This window comes from Synechococcus sp. OH30 (assembly GCF_047462175.1).
Lineage (GTDB): Bacteria > Cyanobacteriota > Cyanobacteriia > Thermostichales > Thermostichaceae > Thermostichus.
The window spans coordinates 45,423-68,252 of sequence record NZ_JANSIP010000007.1; the positions used below are offsets into that span (position 1 = coordinate 45,423).

The 22,830-nt window shown below is 60.2% G+C and carries 17 protein-coding genes and 1 other RNA gene; 11 read left to right on the forward strand and 7 right to left on the reverse strand.

All coding sequences use genetic code 11. The features are described 5' to 3' along the window. Window positions 1-11 precede the first annotated feature (11 nt). Entirely contained in the window at window positions 12-2,306 is a 2,295-nt protein-coding gene (gene purL / locus NW830_RS08945) for a phosphoribosylformylglycinamidine synthase subunit PurL (RefSeq protein WP_414361999.1), read from the forward strand. 16 nt (window positions 2,307-2,322) lie between these two features. Here purL and trxB read toward each other — a convergent pair whose 3' ends face one another. After that, complete coding sequence (trxB, locus tag NW830_RS08950) at window positions 2,323-3,735, reverse strand: thioredoxin-disulfide reductase (protein WP_414361998.1); 1,413 nt, start codon at window positions 3,733-3,735, stop codon at window positions 2,323-2,325. A gap of 373 nt (window positions 3,736-4,108) precedes the next feature. Here trxB and glnA point away from each other — a divergent pair, with 373 nt between their 5' ends. From glnA to NW830_RS08970, 4 genes are all read left to right on the forward strand, one after another. Further along, window positions 4,109-5,533 (forward strand): type I glutamate--ammonia ligase, encoded by a 1,425-nt coding sequence (glnA, locus tag NW830_RS08955; RefSeq protein ID WP_414361996.1) that lies wholly within the window; start codon window positions 4,109-4,111, stop codon window positions 5,531-5,533. A 127-nt stretch (window positions 5,534-5,660) separates the two neighbouring features. Beyond that, window positions 5,661-6,329: a hypothetical protein gene (locus NW830_RS08960; protein WP_414361994.1), complete on the forward strand. Its 669-nt coding sequence runs from the start codon at window positions 5,661-5,663 to the stop codon at window positions 6,327-6,329. 66 nt (window positions 6,330-6,395) lie between these two features. Continuing rightward, window positions 6,396-7,124: an SDR family oxidoreductase gene (locus NW830_RS08965; RefSeq protein ID WP_414361992.1), complete on the forward strand. Its 729-nt coding sequence runs from the start codon at window positions 6,396-6,398 to the stop codon at window positions 7,122-7,124. A gap of 313 nt (window positions 7,125-7,437) precedes the next feature. Further along, the gene (locus tag NW830_RS08970) at window positions 7,438-9,465 is read left to right on the forward strand and encodes a cation:proton antiporter (protein ID WP_414361990.1); all 2,028 of its coding nucleotides are present in this window, start codon (window positions 7,438-7,440) and stop codon (window positions 9,463-9,465) included. Window positions 9,466-9,502: 37 nt separating this feature from the next. Here the strand turns inward: NW830_RS08970 and recR are convergent, their stop codons facing one another. Further along, complete coding sequence (gene recR / locus NW830_RS08975) at window positions 9,503-10,102, reverse strand: recombination mediator RecR (RefSeq protein ID WP_414361988.1); 600 nt, start codon at window positions 10,100-10,102, stop codon at window positions 9,503-9,505. A gap of 21 nt (window positions 10,103-10,123) precedes the next feature. Then, window positions 10,124-10,459, reverse strand: coding sequence for a YbaB/EbfC family nucleoid-associated protein (locus NW830_RS08980; protein WP_414361986.1), 336 nt, complete (start codon window positions 10,457-10,459; stop codon window positions 10,124-10,126). Window positions 10,460-10,656: 197 nt separating this feature from the next. Here NW830_RS08980 and pyrE point away from each other — a divergent pair, with 197 nt between their 5' ends. Together pyrE and malQ are read left to right on the forward strand one after the other, a co-directional pair. Continuing rightward, entirely contained in the window at window positions 10,657-11,271 is a 615-nt protein-coding gene (pyrE, locus tag NW830_RS08985) for an orotate phosphoribosyltransferase (RefSeq protein WP_414361984.1), read from the forward strand. Between the two features lie 77 nt (window positions 11,272-11,348). Further along, entirely contained in the window at window positions 11,349-12,920 is a 1,572-nt protein-coding gene (gene malQ, locus NW830_RS08990; protein ID WP_414362070.1) for a 4-alpha-glucanotransferase, read from the forward strand. Between the two features lie 30 nt (window positions 12,921-12,950). Here malQ and thrS read toward each other — a convergent pair whose 3' ends face one another. Continuing rightward, window positions 12,951-14,762 carry a threonine--tRNA ligase gene (gene thrS, locus NW830_RS08995; protein ID WP_414361982.1) on the reverse strand — a complete coding sequence of 604 codons (1,812 nt, stop codon included), beginning with the start codon at window positions 14,760-14,762 and terminating at the stop codon, window positions 12,951-12,953. A 166-nt stretch (window positions 14,763-14,928) separates the two neighbouring features. Between thrS and NW830_RS09000 the strand changes: the two genes are divergently transcribed. Further along, the gene (locus NW830_RS09000; RefSeq protein ID WP_414361980.1) at window positions 14,929-16,635 is read left to right on the forward strand and encodes an HD domain-containing protein; all 1,707 of its coding nucleotides are present in this window, start codon (window positions 14,929-14,931) and stop codon (window positions 16,633-16,635) included. A 478-nt stretch (window positions 16,636-17,113) separates the two neighbouring features. Here NW830_RS09000 and NW830_RS09005 read toward each other — a convergent pair whose 3' ends face one another. After that, the gene (locus NW830_RS09005; RefSeq protein WP_414361978.1) at window positions 17,114-18,790 is read right to left on the reverse strand and encodes an S-layer protein; all 1,677 of its coding nucleotides are present in this window, start codon (window positions 18,788-18,790) and stop codon (window positions 17,114-17,116) included. A 225-nt stretch (window positions 18,791-19,015) separates the two neighbouring features. Between NW830_RS09005 and NW830_RS09010 the strand changes: the two genes are divergently transcribed. Beyond that, the gene (locus NW830_RS09010) at window positions 19,016-19,285 is read left to right on the forward strand and encodes an indolepyruvate ferredoxin oxidoreductase subunit alpha (protein ID WP_414361976.1); all 270 of its coding nucleotides are present in this window, start codon (window positions 19,016-19,018) and stop codon (window positions 19,283-19,285) included. Here NW830_RS09010 and NW830_RS09015 read toward each other — a convergent pair. Further along, window positions 19,247-19,771, reverse strand: coding sequence for a hypothetical protein (locus NW830_RS09015; RefSeq protein ID WP_414361975.1), 525 nt, complete (start codon window positions 19,769-19,771; stop codon window positions 19,247-19,249). The genes NW830_RS09010 and NW830_RS09015 overlap by 39 nt on opposite strands. A 118-nt stretch (window positions 19,772-19,889) precedes the next feature. Between NW830_RS09015 and ssrS the strand changes: the two genes are divergently transcribed. Continuing rightward, window positions 19,890-20,076, forward strand: a non-coding RNA gene (gene ssrS, locus NW830_RS09020) — 6S RNA. Window positions 20,077-20,166: 90 nt separating this feature from the next. Beyond that, complete coding sequence (rsmI, locus tag NW830_RS09025; RefSeq protein ID WP_414361974.1) at window positions 20,167-21,084, forward strand: 16S rRNA (cytidine(1402)-2'-O)-methyltransferase; 918 nt, start codon at window positions 20,167-20,169, stop codon at window positions 21,082-21,084. 261 nt (window positions 21,085-21,345) lie between these two features. On the opposite strand, the gene atpD is transcribed toward rsmI, so the two are convergent. Beyond that, entirely contained in the window at window positions 21,346-22,779 is a 1,434-nt protein-coding gene (gene atpD / locus NW830_RS09030; protein WP_414361973.1) for a F0F1 ATP synthase subunit beta, read from the reverse strand. Window positions 22,780-22,830: the final 51 nt, after the last annotated feature.

Here is a 22,830-nt window from a genome sequence, read left to right on the forward strand (position 1 = left end):
CCTTGCTGCCTATGCCCCCTACTCCTGAAGAGCTGACGCTCCACGGCCTCTCCCCCCAGGAATATCACCAGATCCAGCAGCAACTGGGCCGGGATCCCAACCCCACCGAGCTGGCCATGTTTGGGGTGATGTGGTCGGAGCACTGCTGCTACAAGAACTCTCGCCCTCTGCTGAAAAACTTTCCCACCACAGGCGAGCGGGTGGTGGTGGGGCCGGGGGAAAATGCCGGCGTCGTGGATTTGGGGGATGGGGACTGGCTGGCCTTTAAGATTGAATCCCACAACCATCCTTCAGCGGTTGAGCCCTTCCAGGGAGCGGCCACCGGCGTGGGAGGCATCCTGCGCGATATCTTTACCCTGGGCGCCCGCCCCATTGCCCTGCTCAACTCCCTGCGCTTTGGGCCGCTGACGGATCCCCGCAACCGCCGCCTCATGGCCAGGGTGGTGGAGGGGATCGCCCACTACGGCAACTGCGTGGGGGTGCCCACGGTGGGGGGGGAAGTGGCCGTGGATCCCTGCTACAGTGGCAACCCCCTGGTCAACGTCATGGCTCTGGGGCTGCTGGAGACGCCGGCGGTGGTGAAATCGGCAGCTCGGGGGGTGGGGAATCCGGTCTTGTACGTGGGCGCCCCCACGGGGCGGGACGGGATCCGCGGGGCCAGCTTTGCCAGCGCCGAGCTCAAGGAGGACTCCCAGCAGGATCGGCCGGCGGTGCAGGTGGGGGATCCCTTTCTGGGCAAATGTCTCATCGAGGCCTGCCTGGAGGCCTTTGCCACAGGAGCCGTGGTGGCCGCCCAGGACATGGGAGCGGCCGGGATCACCTGCTCCACGGCGGAGATGGCCGCCAAAGGAGGCGTAGGGATCCGCTTTGATCTCGACCGGGTGCCGGCGCGGGAAAGCGGCATGGCCGCCTGGGAGTACCTGCTTTCGGAGTCCCAGGAGCGGATGCTGCTGGTGGTGCAAAAAGGTCGCGAGGCGGAGGTGATGGAGATCTTCCACCGCTGGGGCCTGCAGGCCAGCGTGGCCGGAGAAGTCATTGCTGAGCCGCTGGTGGAGATCTGGCACCGCGGAACCTGCGTGGTGCAAGTGCCGGCGCGGGCCTTGGCCGAAGAGACCCCCGTCTACGTCCGCCCGCTGCTGCCAGAGCCACCGGAGTACGTCCAGGCAGCGTGGCAGTGGGATCCCGCCACCCTACCCCCTTGCAGTCGCGAAGGGATCCACCTCGATCAGGCAACCCTGACGTGGCAAGAGGTGCTGCTGCGGCTTTTGGCCCGCCCCACCCTGGCCAGCAAAGCCTGGATCTATCGCCAATATGACCACCAGGTGCAAAACAACACTGTCCTTTGGCCGGGGCAGGGAGATGCAGCGGTTATCCGCATCCGCTCGCAAAAGTTTGGCGTGGGCGAGGTGCCACCCCTGCAGGCTGCCCGCAAGGCCATTGCTGCCACCCTAGATGGCAATGGCCGCTGGGTATATTTGGATCCCTACGAGGGGGCCAAAGCCGCGGTGGCCGAAGCCGCCCGCAACCTCTCCTGCGTGGGGGCGGAGCCCTTGGCCGTAACCGACAACCTCAACTTCGGCAACCCGGAAAACCCGGTGGTGTACTGGCAGTTGGCCCTGGCCTGTCGGGGGATTGGGGAGGCCTGCCGTGCCCTAGGGACACCGGTAACAGGGGGGAACGTTTCCCTCTACAACGAGAAGGGATCCCAGGCCATCTACCCTACCCCCGTTATCGGCATGGTCGGTCTCCTTCCGGACTTGAAGTTGGTCTGTGGCCAGGGGTGGCAGCAAGAAAGGGATCTCATCTACCTCTTGGGATCCCAGGCTGTTACCAGTCTGGGCGGCAGCGAGTATTTGGCGGCAATCTACAACAAGGTCACGGGTCGGCCTGCCCCCGTGGATCTGGAGCTGGAAAAGCGCGTGCAAGCCGCCTGCCGCCACGGCATCCGGCAGGGGTGGGTGCGCTCCGCCCACGACTGTAGCGAGGGAGGACTGGCCGTGGCTCTGGCGGAAGCCTGCCTCAGCGGGGGCCGCGGTGCCAGTGTCTCTCTGGCTCCCGGATCCCTGCGCTGGGATCAGGCCCTGTTTGGCGAGGGATCCAGCCGCATCCTCGTTTCTGTCAATCCAGCCCAGCGCTCTCCTTGGGAAGCCTACTTAGAGTCACAGCTCCCCGGCCAGTGGCAACTGCTGGGACAAGTGGGATCCCCTGCCGATCCTTTGCTCTTGACAACTGCAGAAGGGGATCCCCTGGTGTCGGTTTCTTTAGCAGCCCTGCAGGTTGCCTACCACAGCGCCTTTGCCGACTAGCCGGATCTAGACTCCCTCATTTTGGTTCAGACAAATTGGCCTGGATCACCTCCCGATAGTAGGATTTGGGCTTAACACCCACCACCTGGGCCACCAGCTCCTTGTTTTTAAAAAACTGCACCGTCGGCGTACAGGTGACCCCGCCGGCTTCAGCAATCTCCGGATCCTTCTCGATGTCGATCTCCACCACGTGCAGCTTGTCGGCAAACTCTTCGATGACTTTGTTCAGGATTGGCCTGAGGGCATGACAAGGGGCACAGGTGGGAGCAGTGTACTTGACCATCAGCAGGCGATCGCTTTCGTGGTAGAGCCGCCGCAGGGCATAGCTCCCTTCATGGCAGGTCTTACTGAAATCCAGATCCTCGTGGCCGTTCTCCGCCACCGCAGCTTCCCCCGGCAACTCTGCCTCGGGAGGAGCCGTGGCAGGGCTGGGCTCAGGATGGCTCTGAGGGACGACGTGATACTCTTGGGCTAAGCCGTGTTCCGAGAGCCAGCGCTCCGCCAGCATGGCCGCCATACAGCCGCTGCCCGCCGCGGTGATGGCCTGGCGAAACTCGTGATCCTGCACATCCCCAGCGGCAAACACCCCCTCTACGCTGGTGGCTACCGATCCGGGGCGGGTGACAATATAGCCCACTTCATCCAGTTCCAGTTGCCCTTTGAACAGGTCGGTGTTGGGTTTGTGGCCGATGGCGTAAAATACCCCCCCTACTGCCATCTCCCGGATCTCGCCCGTCTGGTTGTTGCGCACCTTCACCCCCGTCAGGCGCTGGCCGTCACCCAGGACTTCCACCGCCTCGGTGTACCAGTGCACGGTAATCTTGGGGTGGTTGAGGACTCGGTCTTGCATGGCCTTGCTGGCCCGCATTTTGCCACTGCGCACCAGGATGTGGACATGGGATCCAAACTTGGTCAAATAGGTAGCTTCCTCGCAGGCGGTGTCGCCGCCGCCAATGACCACCAGCTCCACCCCCCTGAACATGGGCATGGCCCCATCGCAGACAGCACAGGCGGACATGCCGCGGTTCCAGTAGATCTCCTCTCCGGGCAGGTGTAGGCGCTTGGCTGTGGCCCCGGTGGCGATGATTAGGCTGTGGGTGCGCACTTCTCGCTCATCAGAGCGGACCACGAAAGGCCGCTGGCTGAGATCCACAAAGGTAACATCCTCGGGGTAGAGCTCTGCCCCCCACCGCTGCGCTTGAGCGCGCATGTTTTTCATCAGCTGGGGGCCGCTGATGCCCTCGGGAAAGCCCGGAAAGTTTTCCACCTCGGTGGTGGTCATCAGTTGCCCACCCGGGATCCCGCCCACCTGAAACCCCTCGAACACAACTGGCTTCAGCTTGGCCCGGCCGGCATAGATGGCCGCGGTCAAGCCAGCGGGCCCAGAGCCAATAATGACCACATTCTCAACCCGACTTTGCTCCGTCATCCTCTCTCTCCCCTTCTGCAGCTCTCTAAGTCAAACTCATAATGACTACGCTTTAGCCTAACACGACTCCGCAACCTCAGCGAGGTTGGGGCTCCCAGTCCTATTTTCGCTCTCGGCCAGGGCATTGGCCTGTCCGGGAACACCGGTGTAGCTTGCCAGTTGGCCTAGGCCTCTTCCCCTTGCAAGTAGCCTTACCGCAGGTTAGTGGAGAGAAGGCCGGAGGCAGGCCAGTTTCGTATCAGAAAATACAAAAAACTGGTGTCGGCCTTTCTAGGATGGGTGAGCGCTTTTGGCCTGTCTGGGTCAAAGCATGGGGATCATCGGCTGGGATCCCACCCCTAGTCTCAACGGCAACCCAAGTTAGGAGAGAGCGATGGCATCCACCCCCCAAGAAGTGCTCCAGATGATCCAGGACAACAATGTCCAGATGGTGGATCTCAAGTTTGTGGATCTCTTTGGCACCTGGCAGCATATCTCCGTCCACTCTTCGATGCTGACGGAAGAAGTTTTTAGCGAAGGGCTGCCTTTTGATGGATCCAGCATCCGAGGCTGGAAATCCATCAACGAGTCGGACATGTACATGGTGCCGGATCCCAAAACAGCCTGGATCGACCCGTTTTTTCAAGTGCCCACCCTCAGCCTTATCTGTAACATTATTGAACCGCGCACCGGCCAGCCCTACAGCCGTTGTCCGCGGAGCCTAGCAGCGCGGGCTGTGGCCTATCTGCAATCGACAGGGATTGCCGATACGGCTTACTTCGGGCCTGAAGCAGAGTTTTTCATCTTTGAAGATGTACGGTTTGACCAAACTCAGAACGCCGGCTACTACTTTGTCGATTCCATCGAGGGCCGCTGGAACTCGGGCCGAGAGGAAAAAGGGGGCAACCTGGGCTACAAGCCGCGCTACAAAGAGGGCTATTTCCCTGTGCCGCCCACCGATGCCCACCAGGATCTTCGTACCGAGATGCTGTTGACAATGGCCAAGCTGGGGGTGCCTATCGAGAAGCACCACCACGAGGTGGCCACCGGCGGGCAAGGGGAGCTGGGCTACCGCTTTGCCGATCTAATCACGGCTGCCGACTACATGATGATTTACAAGTACGTGATCCGGAACGTGGCCCGCAAGCACGGCAAGACGGTGACGTTCATGCCCAAGCCCCTCTTCAATGACAACGGCAGCGGCATGCACACGCACCAGTCCCTCTGGAAAGACGGCCAGCCCTTGTTTTACCAAGAAGGCAACTACGCCGATCTCAGCGAAACGGCTCTCTACTACATTGGCGGCCTGCTCAAGCATGCCCCAGCCATCCTAGCCTTTACCAACCCCACCACCAACTCCTACAAGCGCCTAGTGCCTGGGTTTGAGGCGCCGGTCAACTTGGCCTACTCGCAGGGCAACCGCTCCGCAGCCATTCGCATTCCAGTTACAGGCAAAAATCCCAAGGCCAAGCGGCTGGAGTTCCGCTGCCCCGATGCCACCTGCAACCCCTACATTGCCTTCTCGGCCATGTTGATGGCGGGGCTGGACGGGATCAAGAACAAGATCCATCCCGGCGAGCCCCTCGACAAAGATATCTACGATCTGGAGCCGGACGAGCTGGCCAAGATCCCCTCCACGCCCGGATCCCTGCTGGATGCTTTGGAAAACCTGCAGAAGGATCACGACTTCCTACTGGAGGGAGGTGTCTTTACTGAGGATCTCATCGAAACCTACATCGAGTACAAGATTGACAACGAGATCAACCCCATCAACCTGCGGCCTCACCCCTACGAGTTCGCGCTCTATTTCGACGCCTGATCGAGGTTCTCATTTGAAGCATTAGTTCTTGGCCACGGCTTTTGAACGGGATCCCTTCCTTTGCTGGAGGGATCCCTTTTTTTGATATTCTGGGGCCGAAGTCTAGAGGTTGGAGGGAGGGTTTGCAATGGAATGGCTTATTTTTGGTCTGTTCTTGGTTTTTGTTATCGGCCTTCTGGCGCTTGCCGCCTATCTAGAGAAGAAGCGTCGGGAAGCTTTGGAGCAGGTGGCCAGGAGCCTGGGCATGTCGTTTTCAGCGGAGCTACCCGAAGGGATCCGCTCCCGCTTGCTTCAGGCAGGCTTTGAACTATTTGAACGAGGCTACGCTCGACGTTTCTACAACTCAATGTCCAAGCGGCTAATCGATGGAACTGAGATCGGTGCCTTTGACTATAAGTACACCCGCGGTAGCGGCAAGAGTCGCAGCACTCATCGCCAGTCTGTTTTCTGGGCCTATTGCGAAGATCTACGGCTACCTCATTTTCGGCTACATCCGAATATTCCCCTGTTTCATGACATTGCCAAAGCCTTTGGCATGCAAGATATCAACTTCGAGGGCCACCCTAAGTTTTCCCGCAGCTACCTTTTGCGCGGAGAAGATGAGGCCAAGATTCGCCTGCGCTTCCATCCTAGTTTTCTTAGTTTTTTGGAGCAGCATCCTCCTTGTTGCGCTGAGGGATCCGGGCCGCAGCTTATTGTTTGGCGGGACGACCAACAGGTGAGTCCAGAAAAAATGGCAGACTGGCTGCGCTTCGGGGAAGAATGGGTGCAACGACTGCGGCTGCGTCGCGTTTAACTCTCTGGATCGCCCCTCAAGGCCACTCCCTGGGTATGATGAGAGGAAGAGTTTAAAAAACGTAACGTGTCTTCCTCATTGTCCCAGGCAGTTGTTCTCATTACAGGGGCCACAGGGGGCATTGGCAGCGCCCTGGTGCCTATGTTGGCCCAGGCCGGAGCCCATCTGGTGCTGGCGGCACGGCGGGAGGATCCCTTGCGCGCGCTGGCGGAGAAAGCGGTGTCCCTGGGGGCTGCCTCCGGGCTGGGGATCCCTGCCGATGTGACGGACTATGCCCAGGTGGAGGCCCTTGTCAACCAGACCCTACAAAGGCACGGGCGGATCGACGTGTTGATCAACCTGGCAGGAGCCGGGATCCTCAAGCCTGCCCCGCAAATTACCCCTGCCGAGCTGGAGCGAATGCTGGCGGTTAACCTCAAGGGCAGCTTCTACACCAGCCAACTGGCAGCCAATGCCATGCGGGAGCAAAAATCCGGCCACATCCTCAACTTCCCCGGCATTTTGGGCCGTCACCCTATGGCCATGGCTGCAGCTTACTGTGCTGCCAAATTTGGCGTGGTCGGCTTTAGCAAGTGCATGGCCGATGAGCTAAAGCGCTTTGGGGTGCGCTTTACCCTGTTTTACTTTGGCGGCATCGACTCACCCTTCTGGGATCCCATCAGCCTCAAGGTGCAAAGGGATAAAATGCTCAGCCCCACCACGGCTGCCGAGGCCATTCACTTTGTCCTCACGCTGCCCGCCAATGCCGTGCCCAATGAGGTGGTGCTGCAGCCGGAAAGCCATCAGTTTCTGTAACAGGAGTCCCTCCACGAGCAGCCACGGGATGTCCCACCGCGTGGTTGTAGAGTACCCTACTTTCTTTCGCGGGGGTGTCTGGATCCTGGCCTTGACGCTGCAAGTCCAGGAGGGGCCCCCCAGTAGCTAAGGTTTGCTGAGAGCACCTTTAGGAGAGTCCCGAGAAGGGGTGGGATCCGTTGGCAAGCCCCTTCCTGGCCAGAGGAGGGTTGACCAAGCTGGGGGGCTGCTTGCAGCTATTTGGGCAGGTTGCTTCCATAATCAGGAAAGTGTCCACTCGAGGGCCTGGCCAATGGAGGCCATACGCTCACTTTTGCAAGAGGAGCCTATCCTCTCGTTTGCTCTACTGCTGGGGGTGATCCTGGTGGTGCCGCTGCTCTTTGAGCGGCTGCGCCTACCGGGGTTGGTGGGCCTTTTGGCGGCAGGGATCGCCCTAGGGCCGCAGGGACTGAACCTGCTGAGCTCAGAGCTGCCGACGGTGCAGTTGCTCTCGGATATTGGCGTGGTCTACCTGCTGTTTGTGGCCGGGCTGGAGATTGACCTGGAGCAGTTTCGGCAGACCCGCAACCGCTCTGCCACCTTTGGCGTGTTGACCTTTGCCATCCCCCTAACTGTGGGCACTGCCATTGGGCGGCTATTTGGCTTTGGCTGGAATGCGGCCATTCTATTGGGATCCCTGTTTGCCTCCCACACCCCCCTGGGCTACCCCATCGTCAGCCGCTATGGCCTGGTGAGAAATGAGGCGGTGCTGGTCACCATTGGCGGCACCATCTTTACCGACATTGCCTCGCTGCTGGTCTTGGCGGTCTGTGTCGGCATCCACGACGGTGAGTTTTCCCTCTGGAGCTTGGTGCGGCTGCTGGGATCCCTGCTACTGTATGCGGCTGCGGTGCTGTTTGGGGTGGACTGGCTGGGGCAGCGGTTCTTTCGCGTAACCGGCAGCGAAGAGGGCAACCAATTTTTGTTTGTGCTGCTGGCTCTGTTTGTGGCGGCTCTGGGGGCGCAGTGGATTGGGGTAGAGAAGATCATCGGCGCCTTCTTGGCGGGGCTAGCCGTGAACGATGTGCTGCGGGAGGGCTCTGTCAAAGAAAAGATTGTCTTTGTCGGCAGCATCTTGTTCATCCCCGTCTTCTTTGTGGATATAGGGCTGTTGCTTGATCTACGCGCCTTTCTGCAAACCCTCAGCTCCCTTTGGCTGATGCTGAGCATCTTGCTGGGGCTAAGCCTGAGCAAATACGCTGCCGCCCAACTCTGTCAGTGGCTCTACCACTACACCCCGGCGCAAAAGCTAATGATGTGGTCGCTCTCCCTGCCCCAGGTAGCCGCCACCCTGGCGGCCGCTCTAGTGGGGTACCGGGTGGGGCTACTCAAGGCGGAGGTGCTCAACAGCGTGGTGGTGCTAATGCTGGTTACAGCCACGCTGGGTCCAATTTTGACCACTCGGGCGGCTACGCAGATGGCTAGGGAGGAGGAACAGGGCCGGCTTCCGTGTGGGGCAGGGGTCTCTGTAGCGCCGCCTCCCCAGCTCTACGTGGTCGTGGTGCCCCTGGCCAATCCCGAAACCGAGGAAAACCTCCTGGAGATGGCCTGCCTCCTGGCCAAGCACGAGGGCGGGCGGGTGGTTCCCCTCACGGTGGCGACCGGCCACCTGCACATGGACTCCCCCTTGCTGCAGGACTCCTTGGAGCGCGGCGAGGATCTGCTGCGGCGGGCAGTGGAGTTTTGTCAGGCCTGGGGAGTAGAAGTTACCCCCCTCAGCCGCATTGACAGCCACGTTGCCCAAGGGATCAGCCACGCCAGCCGTGAGCAGAACGCCAGCCTCATTGTCATGGGCTGGAGCGATCCCACCCGCTTGCGGGCCCGCCTCTTTGGCAGCGTCATCAATAGTGTCCTCTGGGCCGCTCACTGCCCCGTTGCCGTGGCGCGCTTGCTCCAGCCCCCTCACAAGCTGCGGCGGATCCTGGTGGCGCTGGAAAACTTTCGCTCGCAGTCAGCCCAGGCGGTGCGCCTAGCCCAGATCTTGGCTGCCGCCAACCAGGGGGAGATCACCTTGCTCCACATCTGCCCAGGCGGTACCCCCGAAAGCGATCGCCAGTGGCTGGAGGCGCAGCTTTTGTCTCTGGCCCAACAGCCAGACGTGGGCTACCCCGTCCAGGTAAAGGTCTTGGCCAGCGACGATGTCGCCAAAAAGCTCTTGCAAGAGGCGCAAGGGTTTGACCTGGTGGTGTTGCCCTTTTTTCGGCGGCGCCACCCTAGTGGGAGCCTCTCCTTTAGCGACACAACCACCCGCCTCCTGGAACGCCTCACCTGCTCTTTGCTCATGGTTGGGGAACCCCTCTAAGACCAGCGGCAGGTTAACCGTTCCCGCCAGCCTGCTGCTACAGCTCCTGCCGTGCCTCTAAGGCCCGGGCCAGGGTCACTTCATCGGCATACTCCAACTCGGATCCCATGGGCAGGCCGAAGGCTAGACGAGTCATGCGCAGGTTGGGGGCAACCGGCCTAAGGTAATCTTTAACCACGTGCATAGTGACCTCCCCCTCCACACTGGGGCTGAGGGCAAAGATAAGCTCCTGGGGCTTTTCCCGAGCCACCCGTGCCACCAGTTCGCGGATGCGCAACTGCTCAGCCCCGATCCCGTTGATGGGCGAGATAAGGCCCCCCAACACGTGGTAGAGACCCTTAAACTCGCGCGTTCGCTCCACAGCAATGAGATCCCTGACATCGGCCACCACGCACCAGAGCAGGCGATCCCGCTGGGGCGAACGGCAGATCTCACAGGGATCCTCCGCCGACCAGTTGAAGCACAAAGAGCAGTGCTTAACGGTTTGTTTGGCTTCCAGCAGGGCTTGGGCCAGGGCCTCGACCTCGCCAGCGGGCCGGTTGAGCAAGTGCAAGGCCAACCGCTGAGCTGTTTTGGAGCCAATGCCGGGCAGGCGCTGCAGCTCCTCGATGAGGCGAGCCAAAGGGCGAGTGTACATAGAAAGCCAGGCTGGCCAGTATCAGCCCAACCCCAACCCTGGCAGGCTGATATTCGCTGTCAGTTCCTCCATGCGCTTGCGCATCGTCTCAGCAGACTGGGTATAGGCATTCACCATTGCCGTGAGCAGCAAGTCCTCCACCACATCCACCGGCTCCTGGAGGACCTGGGGATTCAGGGACACCTTGAGGGGCTCCTGGTTGCCGTTGACCGTTACCTTCACCAACCCATTGCCAGCTTCGCCAACAATCTCCATTTCTTCTAGCTCTTTTTGTAGTCTTTGGGCGCCGTCGCGCACCTCTTGGGCTTTCTTGAGGGCTTCCTGAATTTTGCCAAAGGGTCCAAAGCCTCGTGTCATGGGATCCTCGTGGTTTAGAGACTCTGCTGTTCTACTCTACTCCTTTCCTTCCGTTGCTAAAAGACCTGCCCTCCCAAATTGGATTGGCCTTCTTCCTTGGGCTACCGTCTTCAGCTATTGTTGCAACGGGTGCAGCGGAAATTGTTGTCCTGCCTGGCACCCTACCCCTTGGGAGTAAACCCACTTGGAGCCCTGCCGTGTTGTTACTGGAGTGTTCCCCCTTAAAGCTCTCCCCAGCTGAGGCGCGGGAGAAATTGCTCTATTTGCTGGCGCAACTGGCCTACCGCGAGGGATCTTTTACTCTCACCTCTGGGCAGCAGAGCTCCTACTACATCAACTGCAAGCCCGTCACCCTCCACCCCCAGGGGGCCTACCTGGTGGGATCCCTGCTCCATCGGCTGTTGCCTCCCGAAACCGCCGCCGTTGCCGGGATGACCCTAGGGGCGGATCCCCTGGTGACGGCGGTGAGCTTGGCTTCCCTCTACGCCCAGCCCGCTAACCTCGCGGCCCTGATTGTCCGCAAAGAGCCCAAGGCGCACGGCACACAGGCCTGGATCGAGGGGCCGGAACTGCCAGCTGGCAGTCGGGTCTGGATCTTGGAGGATGTCGTCACTACAGGTGGCTCCGCCCTCAAGGTCGTAGAGCGAGTACGCGCAGCAGGCTACCGGGCAGAAGGGATCCTAGCCCTGGTGGATCGCCAGGAAGGGGCAGAAGCTCGCTTTCGCGAGATGGGAATCCCCTTTCGCCGCCTGTTTACCCTCGAAGAGGTGCAGGCTTGCCACCGGGCTGTCTGCCAAGGTTGGAGAAGCTAGCTTGGAGGGACTTCCATCCAACTGCAAAAGTGACAGCATAGGCGGTGGAATACCTGGTTGGGCAAAAAGGCATAGCCATGCGCATGGGCAGACTCAGTGGCATCCTCCTCCATCCAACCTCTTTGCCGGGGCCATTTGGCATTGGCGATCTGGGACCGTCGGCTTATCGGTTTGTGGATTTTTTGGTAGAAAGCGGCCAGAGCCTCTGGCAGGTGCTGCCTTTGGGGCCCACTGGCTGGGGCAACTCCCCCTACATGAGCTTTTCCGCCATTGCCGGCAACCCCCTGCTGATTAGCCCGGAGCTGCTGGTGAAAGCCGGCTGGCTGGAGCCCAACAGCTGGCAGGAGCTGCCCCAATGGCCAGCCATTCAGGGAGGAAGGGCCGAGCGGGTGGACTACGAAACCGTGATCCCCTTCAAGCTGGGTCTGCTGCACCGCGCCTGGGCCACCTTCAAAGACAAGGCCAAGGCCGCCGACTGGGAAGCCTTTCAAGCCTACTGTGCTGCCGAGGCCGATTGGCTGCCGGACTACGCCCTGTTCATGGCCCTTAAAGAGGTATACGGCAACCAAGAGTGGACTCAATGGGATCTGGCTCTGGCCCAGCGGGATCCCCTTGCTCTCCAAGAGGCCCGCGACCGCTACGCCGAGGCTGTAACCCGCCAGATGTTCTGGCAGTATCTATTTGCCCAACAGTGGGGATCCCTAAGGGAGTATGCCCACCAGCATCAAGTGCAGCTTATTGGCGACGTACCCATCTACGTTGCTGCCGACAGTGCTGACGTCTGGGCCAACCGGGAACTGTTTCAGCTCGATGAGCAAGGGCGGCCTCTGTGGGTAGCCGGCGTTCCTCCCGATTACTTTAGCCCCACTGGGCAGCGCTGGGGCAATCCCCTCTACAATTGGGAGGTGCTCAAGGCTCGCGGCTATAGCTGGTGGATCCGGCGCATCCAGGCCATCCTCAAACAGGTGGACTATGTGCGCATTGACCACTTTCGCGGCTTCGAAAGCTACTGGGCCATCCCTGCCGAGGCGGAAACAGCCGTAGAAGGGGAGTGGCAAAAGGGGCCGGGGGCTGATTTCTTTCGGGCGCTGGCCGAGAAGTTGGGGGAAGTTCCGGTCATTGCCGAAGATCTGGGAGAAATTACGCCAGAGGTGTTGCAATTGCGGGATCAATTTGGTCTGCCTGGCATGAAAGTCCTGCTGTTTGCCTTCGGCGCTGGCCCTGACAATCCCCACCTGCCCCACAACTACGAGCGCAACTTCGTCGTCTACACCGGCACCCACGACAACAACACTGTGGTGGGCTGGTTTCATGACCCAGAACGCCCGGAGTGGGAAAAACAAAACCTATTGCGCTACCTCGGCTGCCAGGGATCGGAGGGCATCCACTGGGATCTCATCCGCCTCGCCTTTGCCTCCGTGGCCACTCTGGCCATCATTCCCCTGCAAGATGTGATGGGCCTGGGGGCAGAGGCGCGCATGAACTTCCCCGGCAGGGCCGAGAACAACTGGGCCTGGCGCTACCGCGAGGAGATGCTGCAACCAGAGCTGGCCCAGCGGCTGGCGGAGCTCAGTGTAACCTACGGGCGCATCTCGGCCCAAGACTTGGAGCAGCGGCGGGCGGCTCTGGCAGCCTCCAGCTCTAGCTAGTTCTCCAAGCAGCGACGGCGGGGACCCCACCTAGTCAAGGGCTTGCACCTTGGCTAGGAACTCCGCCACTGTCAGGGATCCCCAGTCTTGTCCGTGGCGCTGGCGCACGCTCACTGTGCCAGTTGCCTGTTCTTTTTCTCCCACAATGAGCATGAAGGGGATCCTGGCCTTCTCGGCGTTGCGGATCTTTTTGGGCAGGCGCTCGCTGTCGGCATCGATGTGGACGCGGATCCCCTGTTCCCGCAGCTGGTCCCGCACCTGGGTGGCATAGCCCAGGTACTGGTCGGAAATGGGCAAAATGCGCACCTGTTCTGGCGCTAGCCAGAAGGGAAAATCCCCCGCGTATTCTTCAATGAGGATTCCAATGAGCCGCTCCAGCGAGCCAAAGGGAGCGCGGTGGATCATCACCGGCCGCTGCCGGGAGCCGTCTTCGGCTACGTAGTACAAATCAAAGCGCTGCGGGTTTTGGTAGTCCACCTGCACTGTGCCCAACTGCCACTCCCGATCCAGCGCGTCGCGGAAGATGAAGTCCAGCTTCGGCCCGTAGAAAGCTGCCTCCCCGATCCCTTCAAAATAGGGCATCGACAACTTCTCCACCGCGCGGCGAATGGCGTTCTCGGCCATGTCCCACTCTTCCGGGGATCCCAAATATTTATCGGATTTGGGATCGCGGAAACTGAGGCGGGCGCGAAAATTCTTGAGTTTGAGCTTGTCGAAAACGACCAGAATGAGATCGACAACCTTGAGAAACTCTTCTTCCAACTGATCGGGCCGGACAAACAAATGGGCATCATCTACCGTGAAGCCGCGAACGCGGGTTAAGCCTCCCAGCTCTCCCGATTGTTCGTAGCGATAGACGGTGCCGAATTCGGCATAGCGCAGTGGTAAGTCGCGGTAGGAGCGCAGCTCCGATTTATAGATTTGGATGTGAAAAGGGCAGTTCATCGGCTTCATGACAAAGCCCTGCTCTGCCGCCCGTGCTTCCTCGCTTTCCGCCATCAGGGGAAACATGTCTTCCCGATACTTTTGCCAGTGGCCGGAGATCTTGAACAAATCCACACGGGCAATATGGGGTGTCACCACCGGCAGATAGCCCCGCTTGAGCTGCTCCTGCTTGAGAAAATCCTCCAGCACCCAGCGCAGGGTAGTTCCTTTGGGAGTCCAAAGGGGCAGGCCCGGCCCCACCTCGTCGGAAAAGATGAATAGGCCCAACTCCTTGCCCAGCTTGCGGTGATCCCGTCGCTTGGCCTCTTCCAGCCGCCGCTTGTATTCCTTCAGCTCCTCTGGCGTCTCCCAGGCAGTGCCGTAGATGCGCTGAAGCTGGGGCCTGCTTGCATCTCCTCGCCAATAGGCGCCAGCTACGCTGAGCAGGTCAAAAGCCTTGGGGTTGATCTCCTTAGTGTTTTCCACGTGGGGGCCGGCACAGAGATCCCACCACTCGTCCCCCAGATGATAAATGGTGATTGGCTCGCCTTCGGGGATGCTGTCTAGGATCTCCAATTTGTAAGGCTCGCCAAGGGCTTCGATGCGGCGTCTGGCTTCTTCCCGACTCACCTCCTCACGGATTACCGGCAAGCCCTTTTTGATGATGGCCTGCATCTCTTTTTTGATGCGCTCTAGATCTTCCGGGGTGAAGGGCTCGGGATGGTCAAAATCGTAGTAGAAGCCATAGTCCGTTGTTGGGCCGATGGTTACCTTTGCCTTGGGAAATAGCCTTTGCACCGCCATGGCCATCACATGGGAGGTGGTATGGCGAATGCGCTCCAGCTTGGGAGACTCCTGAGTACGCAGCAGCTTGAGGGTACTATTGGCCTGCTGAGGCGACGCGGCTGGTTGAGACATCGGAACCCGCTTTAACAACAAAGACTATTCGTACTCTTATCTTAGGCTGAGGCAAGGGCAGTCGAGATACTGCTGGGTTGAGAGGCCCCTCAAGCTTAGCCAAGAAAAAGGGGCAAAAGGGCGCGGTATTCTATCTTATTGAGGTGCTGCAACCCCTGCCTTTATCATGGTCTCCTCGCCCGCCAACCTTGTTGCACGCTCTGCTGCTTCTGAACCGCAACCGCTCTCCCTTTCTGGAGGTGCTCCCGTTATCGCCGCCATCGATGTGGGCAGCAACTCCCTACACATGGTGGTGGTGCGCATCAACCCCCACATCCCCAGCTTCACCATCATCTCCCGCGAAAAAGCCACCGTCCGCCTGGGAGAGTTTTGCAGCCAGACGGGCGCCCTGACGCCTGCAGCCATGGAACGGGCGCAGTTGGCTCTGGAGCGGTTTTGCCGCCTTGCCGAAAGCTTTCAGGTGCAGGACATTGTTGCGGTGGCTACTAGTGCCGTGCGCGAAGCCCCCAACGGGCTGGAATTTTTAAAGCGGATAGAACAGGAGCTGGGCCTGCGGGTGGAGTTGATCTCGGGCCAGGAGGAAGCCCGCCGCATCTACCTGGGGGTACTCTCGGCCATGGAGTTCCACAACCGGCTGCACGCAGTGGTGGATATCGGCGGCGGCTCCACCGAGCTGATTCTGGGCAACGGCCAAGAGCCCGAGTTCCTGCGCAGCATCAAGGTGGGAGCGGTGCGCCTGACCCAAGCGTTTTTGCACCACGATCCGCCTACTGCTGCCGAGTTGCAAGCCCTGCGGCAACACATCCGCGGCATGCTGGAAGCTCCCATCGAGCAGATGAGGCGCATCGTTGCAGCCTCACAGCAGCAGGGATCCCTGCCCTTGGTGGGCACCTCTGGCACCATCGAGTGCCTGGCCCAGTTGGATGCCCGCCGTCGCTTGGGTGCTGTCCCCACTCGCCTGCAGGGGTACAAGTTTAGCCTGGAAGCCCTGCGGCGCTATGTCAAAGAGCTGCGCTCTCTCACCGTAGCCGAACGGCAAAAGCTACCTGGTCTTGGGGAGAGGCGGGGAGAAATCATCCTAGCGGGGGCAGTCATCTTGGAGGAGGTGATGACCCTGCTGGGGGTGGAGAAGATCCAGTTTTGTGAGCGGGCCCTGCGGGAAGGGCTGATCGTAGATTGGATGATCAGCCAGGGGTTAATTGAAGATCGGCTGCGCTACCACAGCTCGGTGCGGCGGCGCAGCGTCCTCAAGCTGGCGGAAAAATACCAGGTGGAGATCCCCTACGCCGAGCGAGTGGCGGAGTTTGCCCTCAGCCTCTTCGATCAAACCCGCGGCATCCTGCACTCCTGGGGCTCTCGCGAGCGAGCCCTTCTCTGGGCGGCGGCCATGCTGCACAACTGCGGCCACTTCATCAGCCATGCCGCCCACCACAAACACTCCTACTACCTCATCCGCTACGGGGAACTCTTGGGCTTTAACGAGGAAGAGGTGGAGGTGATCGCCAACCTAGCCCGCTACCATCGCAAGTCCCCCCCCAAGAAGAAGCACGAGAACTTTCAGCGCCTTACCAACGAGCGGGATCGCCAAGTGGTCCTGGAACTGAGTCCCTTGTTGCGCATAGCCTGTGCTCTGGATCGCCGCCGCCTGCAGGCCATCCAGGCGGTGCACTGCCGTTTTCAGCTTTTGGGAGAGGGCCCCCGTTGCCTGGAGCTCATTTTGGAGCCCAAGCACCCCAACGATGACTGTGCTCTAGAGCTGTGGAGCTTGAACGAGAAGAAAAAAGTCTTCGAGCAACAGTTCAAACTGCAAGTTATCCCCAAGCTCTCTACCCAGCTGCAGCACAGCGCGGATCCCTTTGAGGCAGCCATCTAGCCAAGGAGCAGATGGTCATTTCCAACAAGACAAAGACACTTTGCTGCCCACCCAACTACCAAGCTGCTGCTGAATGCCAACAGCTGGCCAATCGGATTCTTGAGCTGCTGGGGGCAGGGGGGTGGATAAGTCCCCTCCCAAACTCGCAGCGCCAGGGCCGGGATCCCGACACCCCCGCGAAGAGGGGGTAGGAGGGTCTCGGGTGTAACCACGCGGTGGGACCTGCTGGGGTTGCTCGTAGAGGGACAATTGAAGCGTTCCCAGAGCGTGGCGTAAGCCATTGAAGCCTGCCCTCTATGTGGAAGTAGGGTACAGAAAAGGGACAGTGTTCCCCCCTACTTCTGGGAATGTCTGGTTGGGCAGTAGCTCAGGTCATCGCTACCGGTTTGTTCAAAATCCTCAGCCCATAGCTGGACCAGCCTATAGCTCCTATTTGCGCTAGTGGGATAAAGTTCTTGCAATACTGCGTAGCAGGTGCTCAAGGAGCAATAGTAATAGGTGAGGGGCTAGTTTGGGTGGTTTTCTGCCCGCCTCGCTCCAAGATTACTTCAATGACGCCGTTGGTAACCGGCTGCATGTTAAGGGGCAGTTGTTGCTGGGTTTCGTAGAGGCCTGGTGCCACCTCTCGCATCTCCACCTCCGGCGTCACCCCAACGATGCGAAAGGCAGCTCTCCCTCCAGGATCCCCTCGCATCGTAACTTTGAGGATCTCACCTGGGCGCAGGTTGGTGCTGTTGGTGGCGACGCTAAAAATCTGGGGCGGCCCAGCAGCCAAAGGCCGAGAAGCTGGCTGAATGGTGGAGCGGGTCCCTTTAGATCCATCGATGGAGAAAGGAAAGATCTCCCGGTACTCCTGGCTGAGGCCGTCTTTAGTTAACACAACCCGCACAGTGGGGTTGGTGGCCTGGTGGGTGGGAGCCACCACGTAGGTGCCCTCGTAGTGGTGGGGCCGCACCTCCCGCATTGGCTGGTTCAGGGCCAGATTGCCCAGGTCAAATTGGGCCACTCCCCCCGAGTCCCCCCAGATGGCGATGGTGAGGATGTCACCTTCCACCAGGTCGCGCTGGGGATCCAAACGAATAGCCGTGATGCGAGGGGCAAGGCTGGTGGCCACGGGGGTAGGAGTAGCAATAGGTGGCGGAGGGAAGAGGGGCTGCACCGGCGGGGGCGCAACATTGCCCAGGGCCAACTGAGGGAGTCGCCGCTGAACACGGGTCTCCAGCCCGTTGAGGCTGAGTTGAATGCGGAGGTCGGGGCCAAGGGCCCTGTCTTGGGGGCCAAGGGTGTAGACGGCACGGTAGTAGCCGGGCTGCACCTCTTCCATGGGCAAGCCACGCACCAGATCGCCAATATCCACCCTGGCCTTGCCATTGGGGGTGCCCCGGGCCTCAACGGTCAAGGTTCCCCCTGGCGGCACCACTCCCGCTTCAGGAATAACTCGTGTTTGCAAGATTTCAGGCTGAACCCTCGTGGCTACCGCTGCAGGGGAAGGACGCAGCTGGGCTACTGGAGGCGGCAGAGGCGGCAGCTTTCCGCGATACACCAGCGCTTGATGCAACAGCACTGCCCCTTCAGCTCGGCTAAGCACTCGGTTGGGCCGCAGCTTGGCGGGATCCGGTACATTCACCACTAGGCCCGCTTCCCCTGCCATGGCCACCAAAGCCCGCCCTACCTCTGGCACCTCAGCAGCATCGGTGTACAAAGCCATCCAGCGCTCAATGTCAGCTGGGGTGGGGGCAGGCAATTGCAGGGCCCGCACCAAAATAGCCAGAGCTTCCAGGTGGGTGAGATCCCCTTGCGGGCGAAACTCGTTGCCTTCGTACAGGCGCATTGCCCCTGCCTGCAGCACCGCCTGGGCTGTCCAATAGTCGGGGGTATTGGGCTCGAGATCGCGAATCTCTTGGACCTGCTTGGGGTTGGGGATGTAGCCGAAAAACTCCGTCAGCCACTGGGCCAGTTCTAGGCGGGTGAGAGGGGCCGACAGCGGCTCCTGAGTAAGCACCAGATCCGTTTGGCGCTCCAACGCCGCCACATAGGCCTCCGTCCAGGCCAGCGAGGCTTGCTGTTGCACGCCTTGGGACCACGTCGGTAGGCTAGCACTCGACCAGGTGAGCACCCAACCTAAGCCCAGCGCCAGGGGCCACGAGCACCGCATGGCTGCCACTCCCGCTTGATTTGGCTTTCCTCAGAGAAAGCTTAGCCCAAACTTCCCCTCTCCCTCTTCACCTTTGCTACTGTTGCAGTTGCGGGGACTACCCATCAAGAGGCCCGTTTTCGCCTAGAATGACAAAACCATCCGCAAGCCACGGACAGAGGGCGGACAGACTTGAGGCTGACTGCCCTGACCAGCAGGAGTGAGAATTGCCGGCGGGAGGGATCCATGCCACACACCATTGTTACCGACGTTTGCGAAGGCGTTGCCGACTGTGTGGAGGCTTGCCCTGTTGCCTGTATTCACCCGGGGGATGGCAAAAATGCCAAAGGCACCAACTACTTCTGGATTGACTTTGCCGTCTGCATCGACTGTGGCATCTGTTTACAGGTTTGCCCCATCGAAGGCGCCATCCTCCCCGAGGAAAGACCCGAGCTGCAACGAGTACTTCCTCCCCACCTAGCCCAGAGAAGCCAAGGCGAGGAGGCCGCTGGTTAACCAGTTCAGGGACAGGATCCCTCCCAGAAAGGCCATTGGGATTAGGCCAACTAGACGCCACCACTCCAGATCCAGGGCCACCGCCGCTGCCCGCACCTGCCAGACCGCAAACCACCCTAGCGCCACTAAGCCCAAGAGGGATCCGGCCACCCCGCCCAAAGACTGGGCAGGCCCCAGGAGCAGCCAAGGCAAACCGGCAAAGGCCGTTAGGCAAAGCAGTGCCGCAAAGGAAGGGGCAGCCCGCCCAAAGCAAAAGGCCAGCCCCTGCAACAAAGCTGCTGAGCTTACCCAGCTTAGGGATCCCGCCACGACGGCCAGTACCAAGCTCGGCAAGTTTACCCCAAAGCGGCGAAGGGCCTCGAGGATGTGGAGCAGCGCTACCACCACAAACGCCTGCCAGAGGACAGGCTGCTGTCGCAGCAGGCGAAAGGTACGCTCGGGTAAAAACCAGGCGCCGTAGATGTTGTCCAACAGAGAACCCAGCATGGCTGCCAAAAGGTTGAGCTGTCCCTTATCGTAGCTAAAGGCGGGCCTAGCCTCCCTCCCTGCAAATCCTTGCTAGGTCCTTGACAGATCTAGCCCAGGAATGCGGTATGATAGCCAAAGGATACTGAGGCGTTGGTGACTGCCGTTATGTTTTTGCGATCGATACCCTTTGGAAATTAGGACGGGTGTGGATGTGAGAGCAGTAGGCCAAACTTGGTTTGGAAACTATCAATAGTCATCCCCGATGTCCTATCGTGGATTTTCCAGGTCGAAAACAACGGTAAAACGGCGCAAACAGTATCCCTAAGGAGGCCCTCAAAAGAGGGCTTTCTTGCTGCTGAGAGTCGTTTCCAAATTACAAGCCCTTAGCCTGGAGATCCCTCCGGGCCCCGGGAATGGAGCACCCCAGCGCCGCCCTTTACTTGGTGGCTACTCCTATTGGCAACCGCGAAGATATCACCCTACGCGCACTGCGAGTTTTGCAAGAGGTGGACTGGGTGGCTGCGGAAGATACCCGCCATTCTGGTCAGCTTCTTAGCCATTTTCAAATTTCCGCTCGCCTCATTAGCTACCACGAGCACAATGCCAGTCGGCGGATCCCGCAGATCCTCAAGTACCTAGCAGCAGGGCAGTCGGTGGCCCTCATCAGCGATGCCGGTACACCCGCCATCTCCGATCCAGGCCAGGAGTTGGTGCGCGCCTGTATCCAAGCTGGGATCCCGGTGATCCCGGTGCCTGGGCCTGTGGCGGCAGTGGCCGCGTTGACGGCCTCCGGCTTGCCCACCGAACGATTTGTCTTCGAGGGCTTTCTTCCCCTTAAACCCAGGCAGCGCCAGGTACGCCTGCAGCAACTGGCCCAAGAAGAGCGCACCATCGTTCTCTACGAAGCCCCCCACCGCCTGCAGCAGACCTTGCAGGATCTCCTAGTGCACTGCGGCCCCCAGCGGCAGATTGTGCTAGCCCGCGAGCTCACCAAATGGCACGAGTCCTTTTGGCGGGGATCCCTGGCCGCTGCTCTGGAGCACTGCCTTGCCCAGCCGCCGCGGGGAGAATTTACCCTTGTTCTGGAGGGGCGGCCTTCCTTAGAAAAGGGCGAGGAAATCTCCCCCTCCGAAGCAGAAGTGCGCCAGGAGCTGGCTTGCCTGCTGGCTAAGGGCCTGCCCCGCTCCGCCGCCAGCCGACAACTGGCTCAGCGTCTGCAGGGATCCTCTTTCTGGACGCGGCGCCGCCTTTATGAGCTCTCCCTGCAGCTGGAGAATCCCTCCCTAAGCGTCGAGCTTCCTTCTACCACCAACGAGGAGACAGCCTCCTAAAGCCTGGCGCGCAGGAAGAATCAGCGCCTGGAAGCTGGGGCAGCAGCCGAGAGTGGGCGGGGCTCTTGCTTTTGCTTTGCCGCCCTGCCCTCCAACGACCAGGGAGAAGGGCGCCTACCCAGTCAACGAGCTGGGGCGGCTGATCTCCCCCGCAGCCAAGTCCTGCAGGCCTAGGTACGCCTGTTACGGTACTGCTTCCGGCCTGTGGCCAAGGGTCCCTGGCCCCCCTCCTCTCCCTCCCCTTGGGGAGGGGGGAAGGAGTTACTTGGACTTGAGCTTCTCTGCCTTCTCGATGGCCTCCTCGATGGTGCCCACCAGGTAGAAGGCCTGTTCCGGCAGCTCGTCCAGCTCTCCCGAGAGAATGCGCTGGAAGCCCTTGATGGTATCCTCCAACTTCACGTACTTGCCGGGCGAGCCCGTGAACACTTCCGCCACAAAGAAGGGCTGCGACAGGAAGCGCTCAATGCGGCGGGCACGGGCCACCACCAGCTTGTCTTCCTCCGAGAGCTCGTCCAGGCCCAAAATAGCAATGATGTCCTGCAGCTCCTTGTAGCGCTGCAGCGTCTGCTTCACTGCCCGGGCTGTGTTGTAGTGCTCTTCCCCCACAATGTCCGCCTGCAAAATTGTGGATGAAGAATCCAGGGGATCCACCGCGGGGTAAATGCCCTTGGCTGCCAAGCTGCGCGACAGCACCACTGTCGAATCCAGGTGGGCAAACGTCGTCGCTGGTGCCGGATCCGTCAAGTCGTCAGCAGGCACATACACCGCCTGCACAGAAGTGATGGATCCCTGCTTGGTGGAGGTAATCCGCTCCTGCAGGTTGCCCATCTCTGTCGCCAAGGTTGGCTGATAGCCCACCGCCGAGGGCATCCGGCCCAACAGCGCCGACACTTCCGAGCCAGCCTGCACAAAGCGGAAGATGTTGTCGATAAACAGCAGCACGTCCTGCTTGTTGACGTCGCGGAAGTACTCGGCCATCGTCAGGGCGGTGAGGCCCACCCGCATGCGGGCACCCGGCGGCTCGTTCATCTGGCCGTAGACCAGCGCCACCTTACTCAGCACCCCAGACTCCTTCATTTCGTTGTAGAGGTCGTTTCCCTCGCGGGTGCGCTCTCCCACACCGGCAAACACTGACAGGCCAGAGTGCTCTTCGGCAATGTTGTGGATTAGCTCCTGGATAAGTACGGTCTTGCCTACACCGGCACCCCCAAACAAGCCTACCTTACCGCCCTTCTTGAAGGGGGCCAGCAGGTCAATGACCTTAATGCCAGTTTCAAGGAGCTCCGGTTTGACACTGAGTTCCACCAAGGGCGGAGCACTGCGGTGGATAGGGGCATACTCCTTAGCTTGTACCGGCCCTCCCTGATCCACCGGCTCTCCCAGCACGTTGAAAATACGGCCCAGGGTGGCCTCACCCACTGGCACAGTAATTGGGGCGCCTGTATCCACCACCGGCATACCCCGCACCAGCCCATCGGTGGAAGACATGGCCACGGCCCGCACGCGGTTATCTCCCAAAAGCTGCTGCACTTCACAGGTAACTTTTACCTTCAGACCACTTTCGGTAGTGGCCTCCACCTTGAGGGCATTGTAGATTTGGGGCAGCTTGCCGCTGGGAAACTCGACGTCAACCACCGGTCCAATGACCTGGGTAATGTAGCCAACGTTGGCTGCAGTGGCAGTAGCACTAACCATGGTTGTGGTTTAGCTCCTTGTTTGCTCAGCTGTAGTTGTGGACTTAGCGAT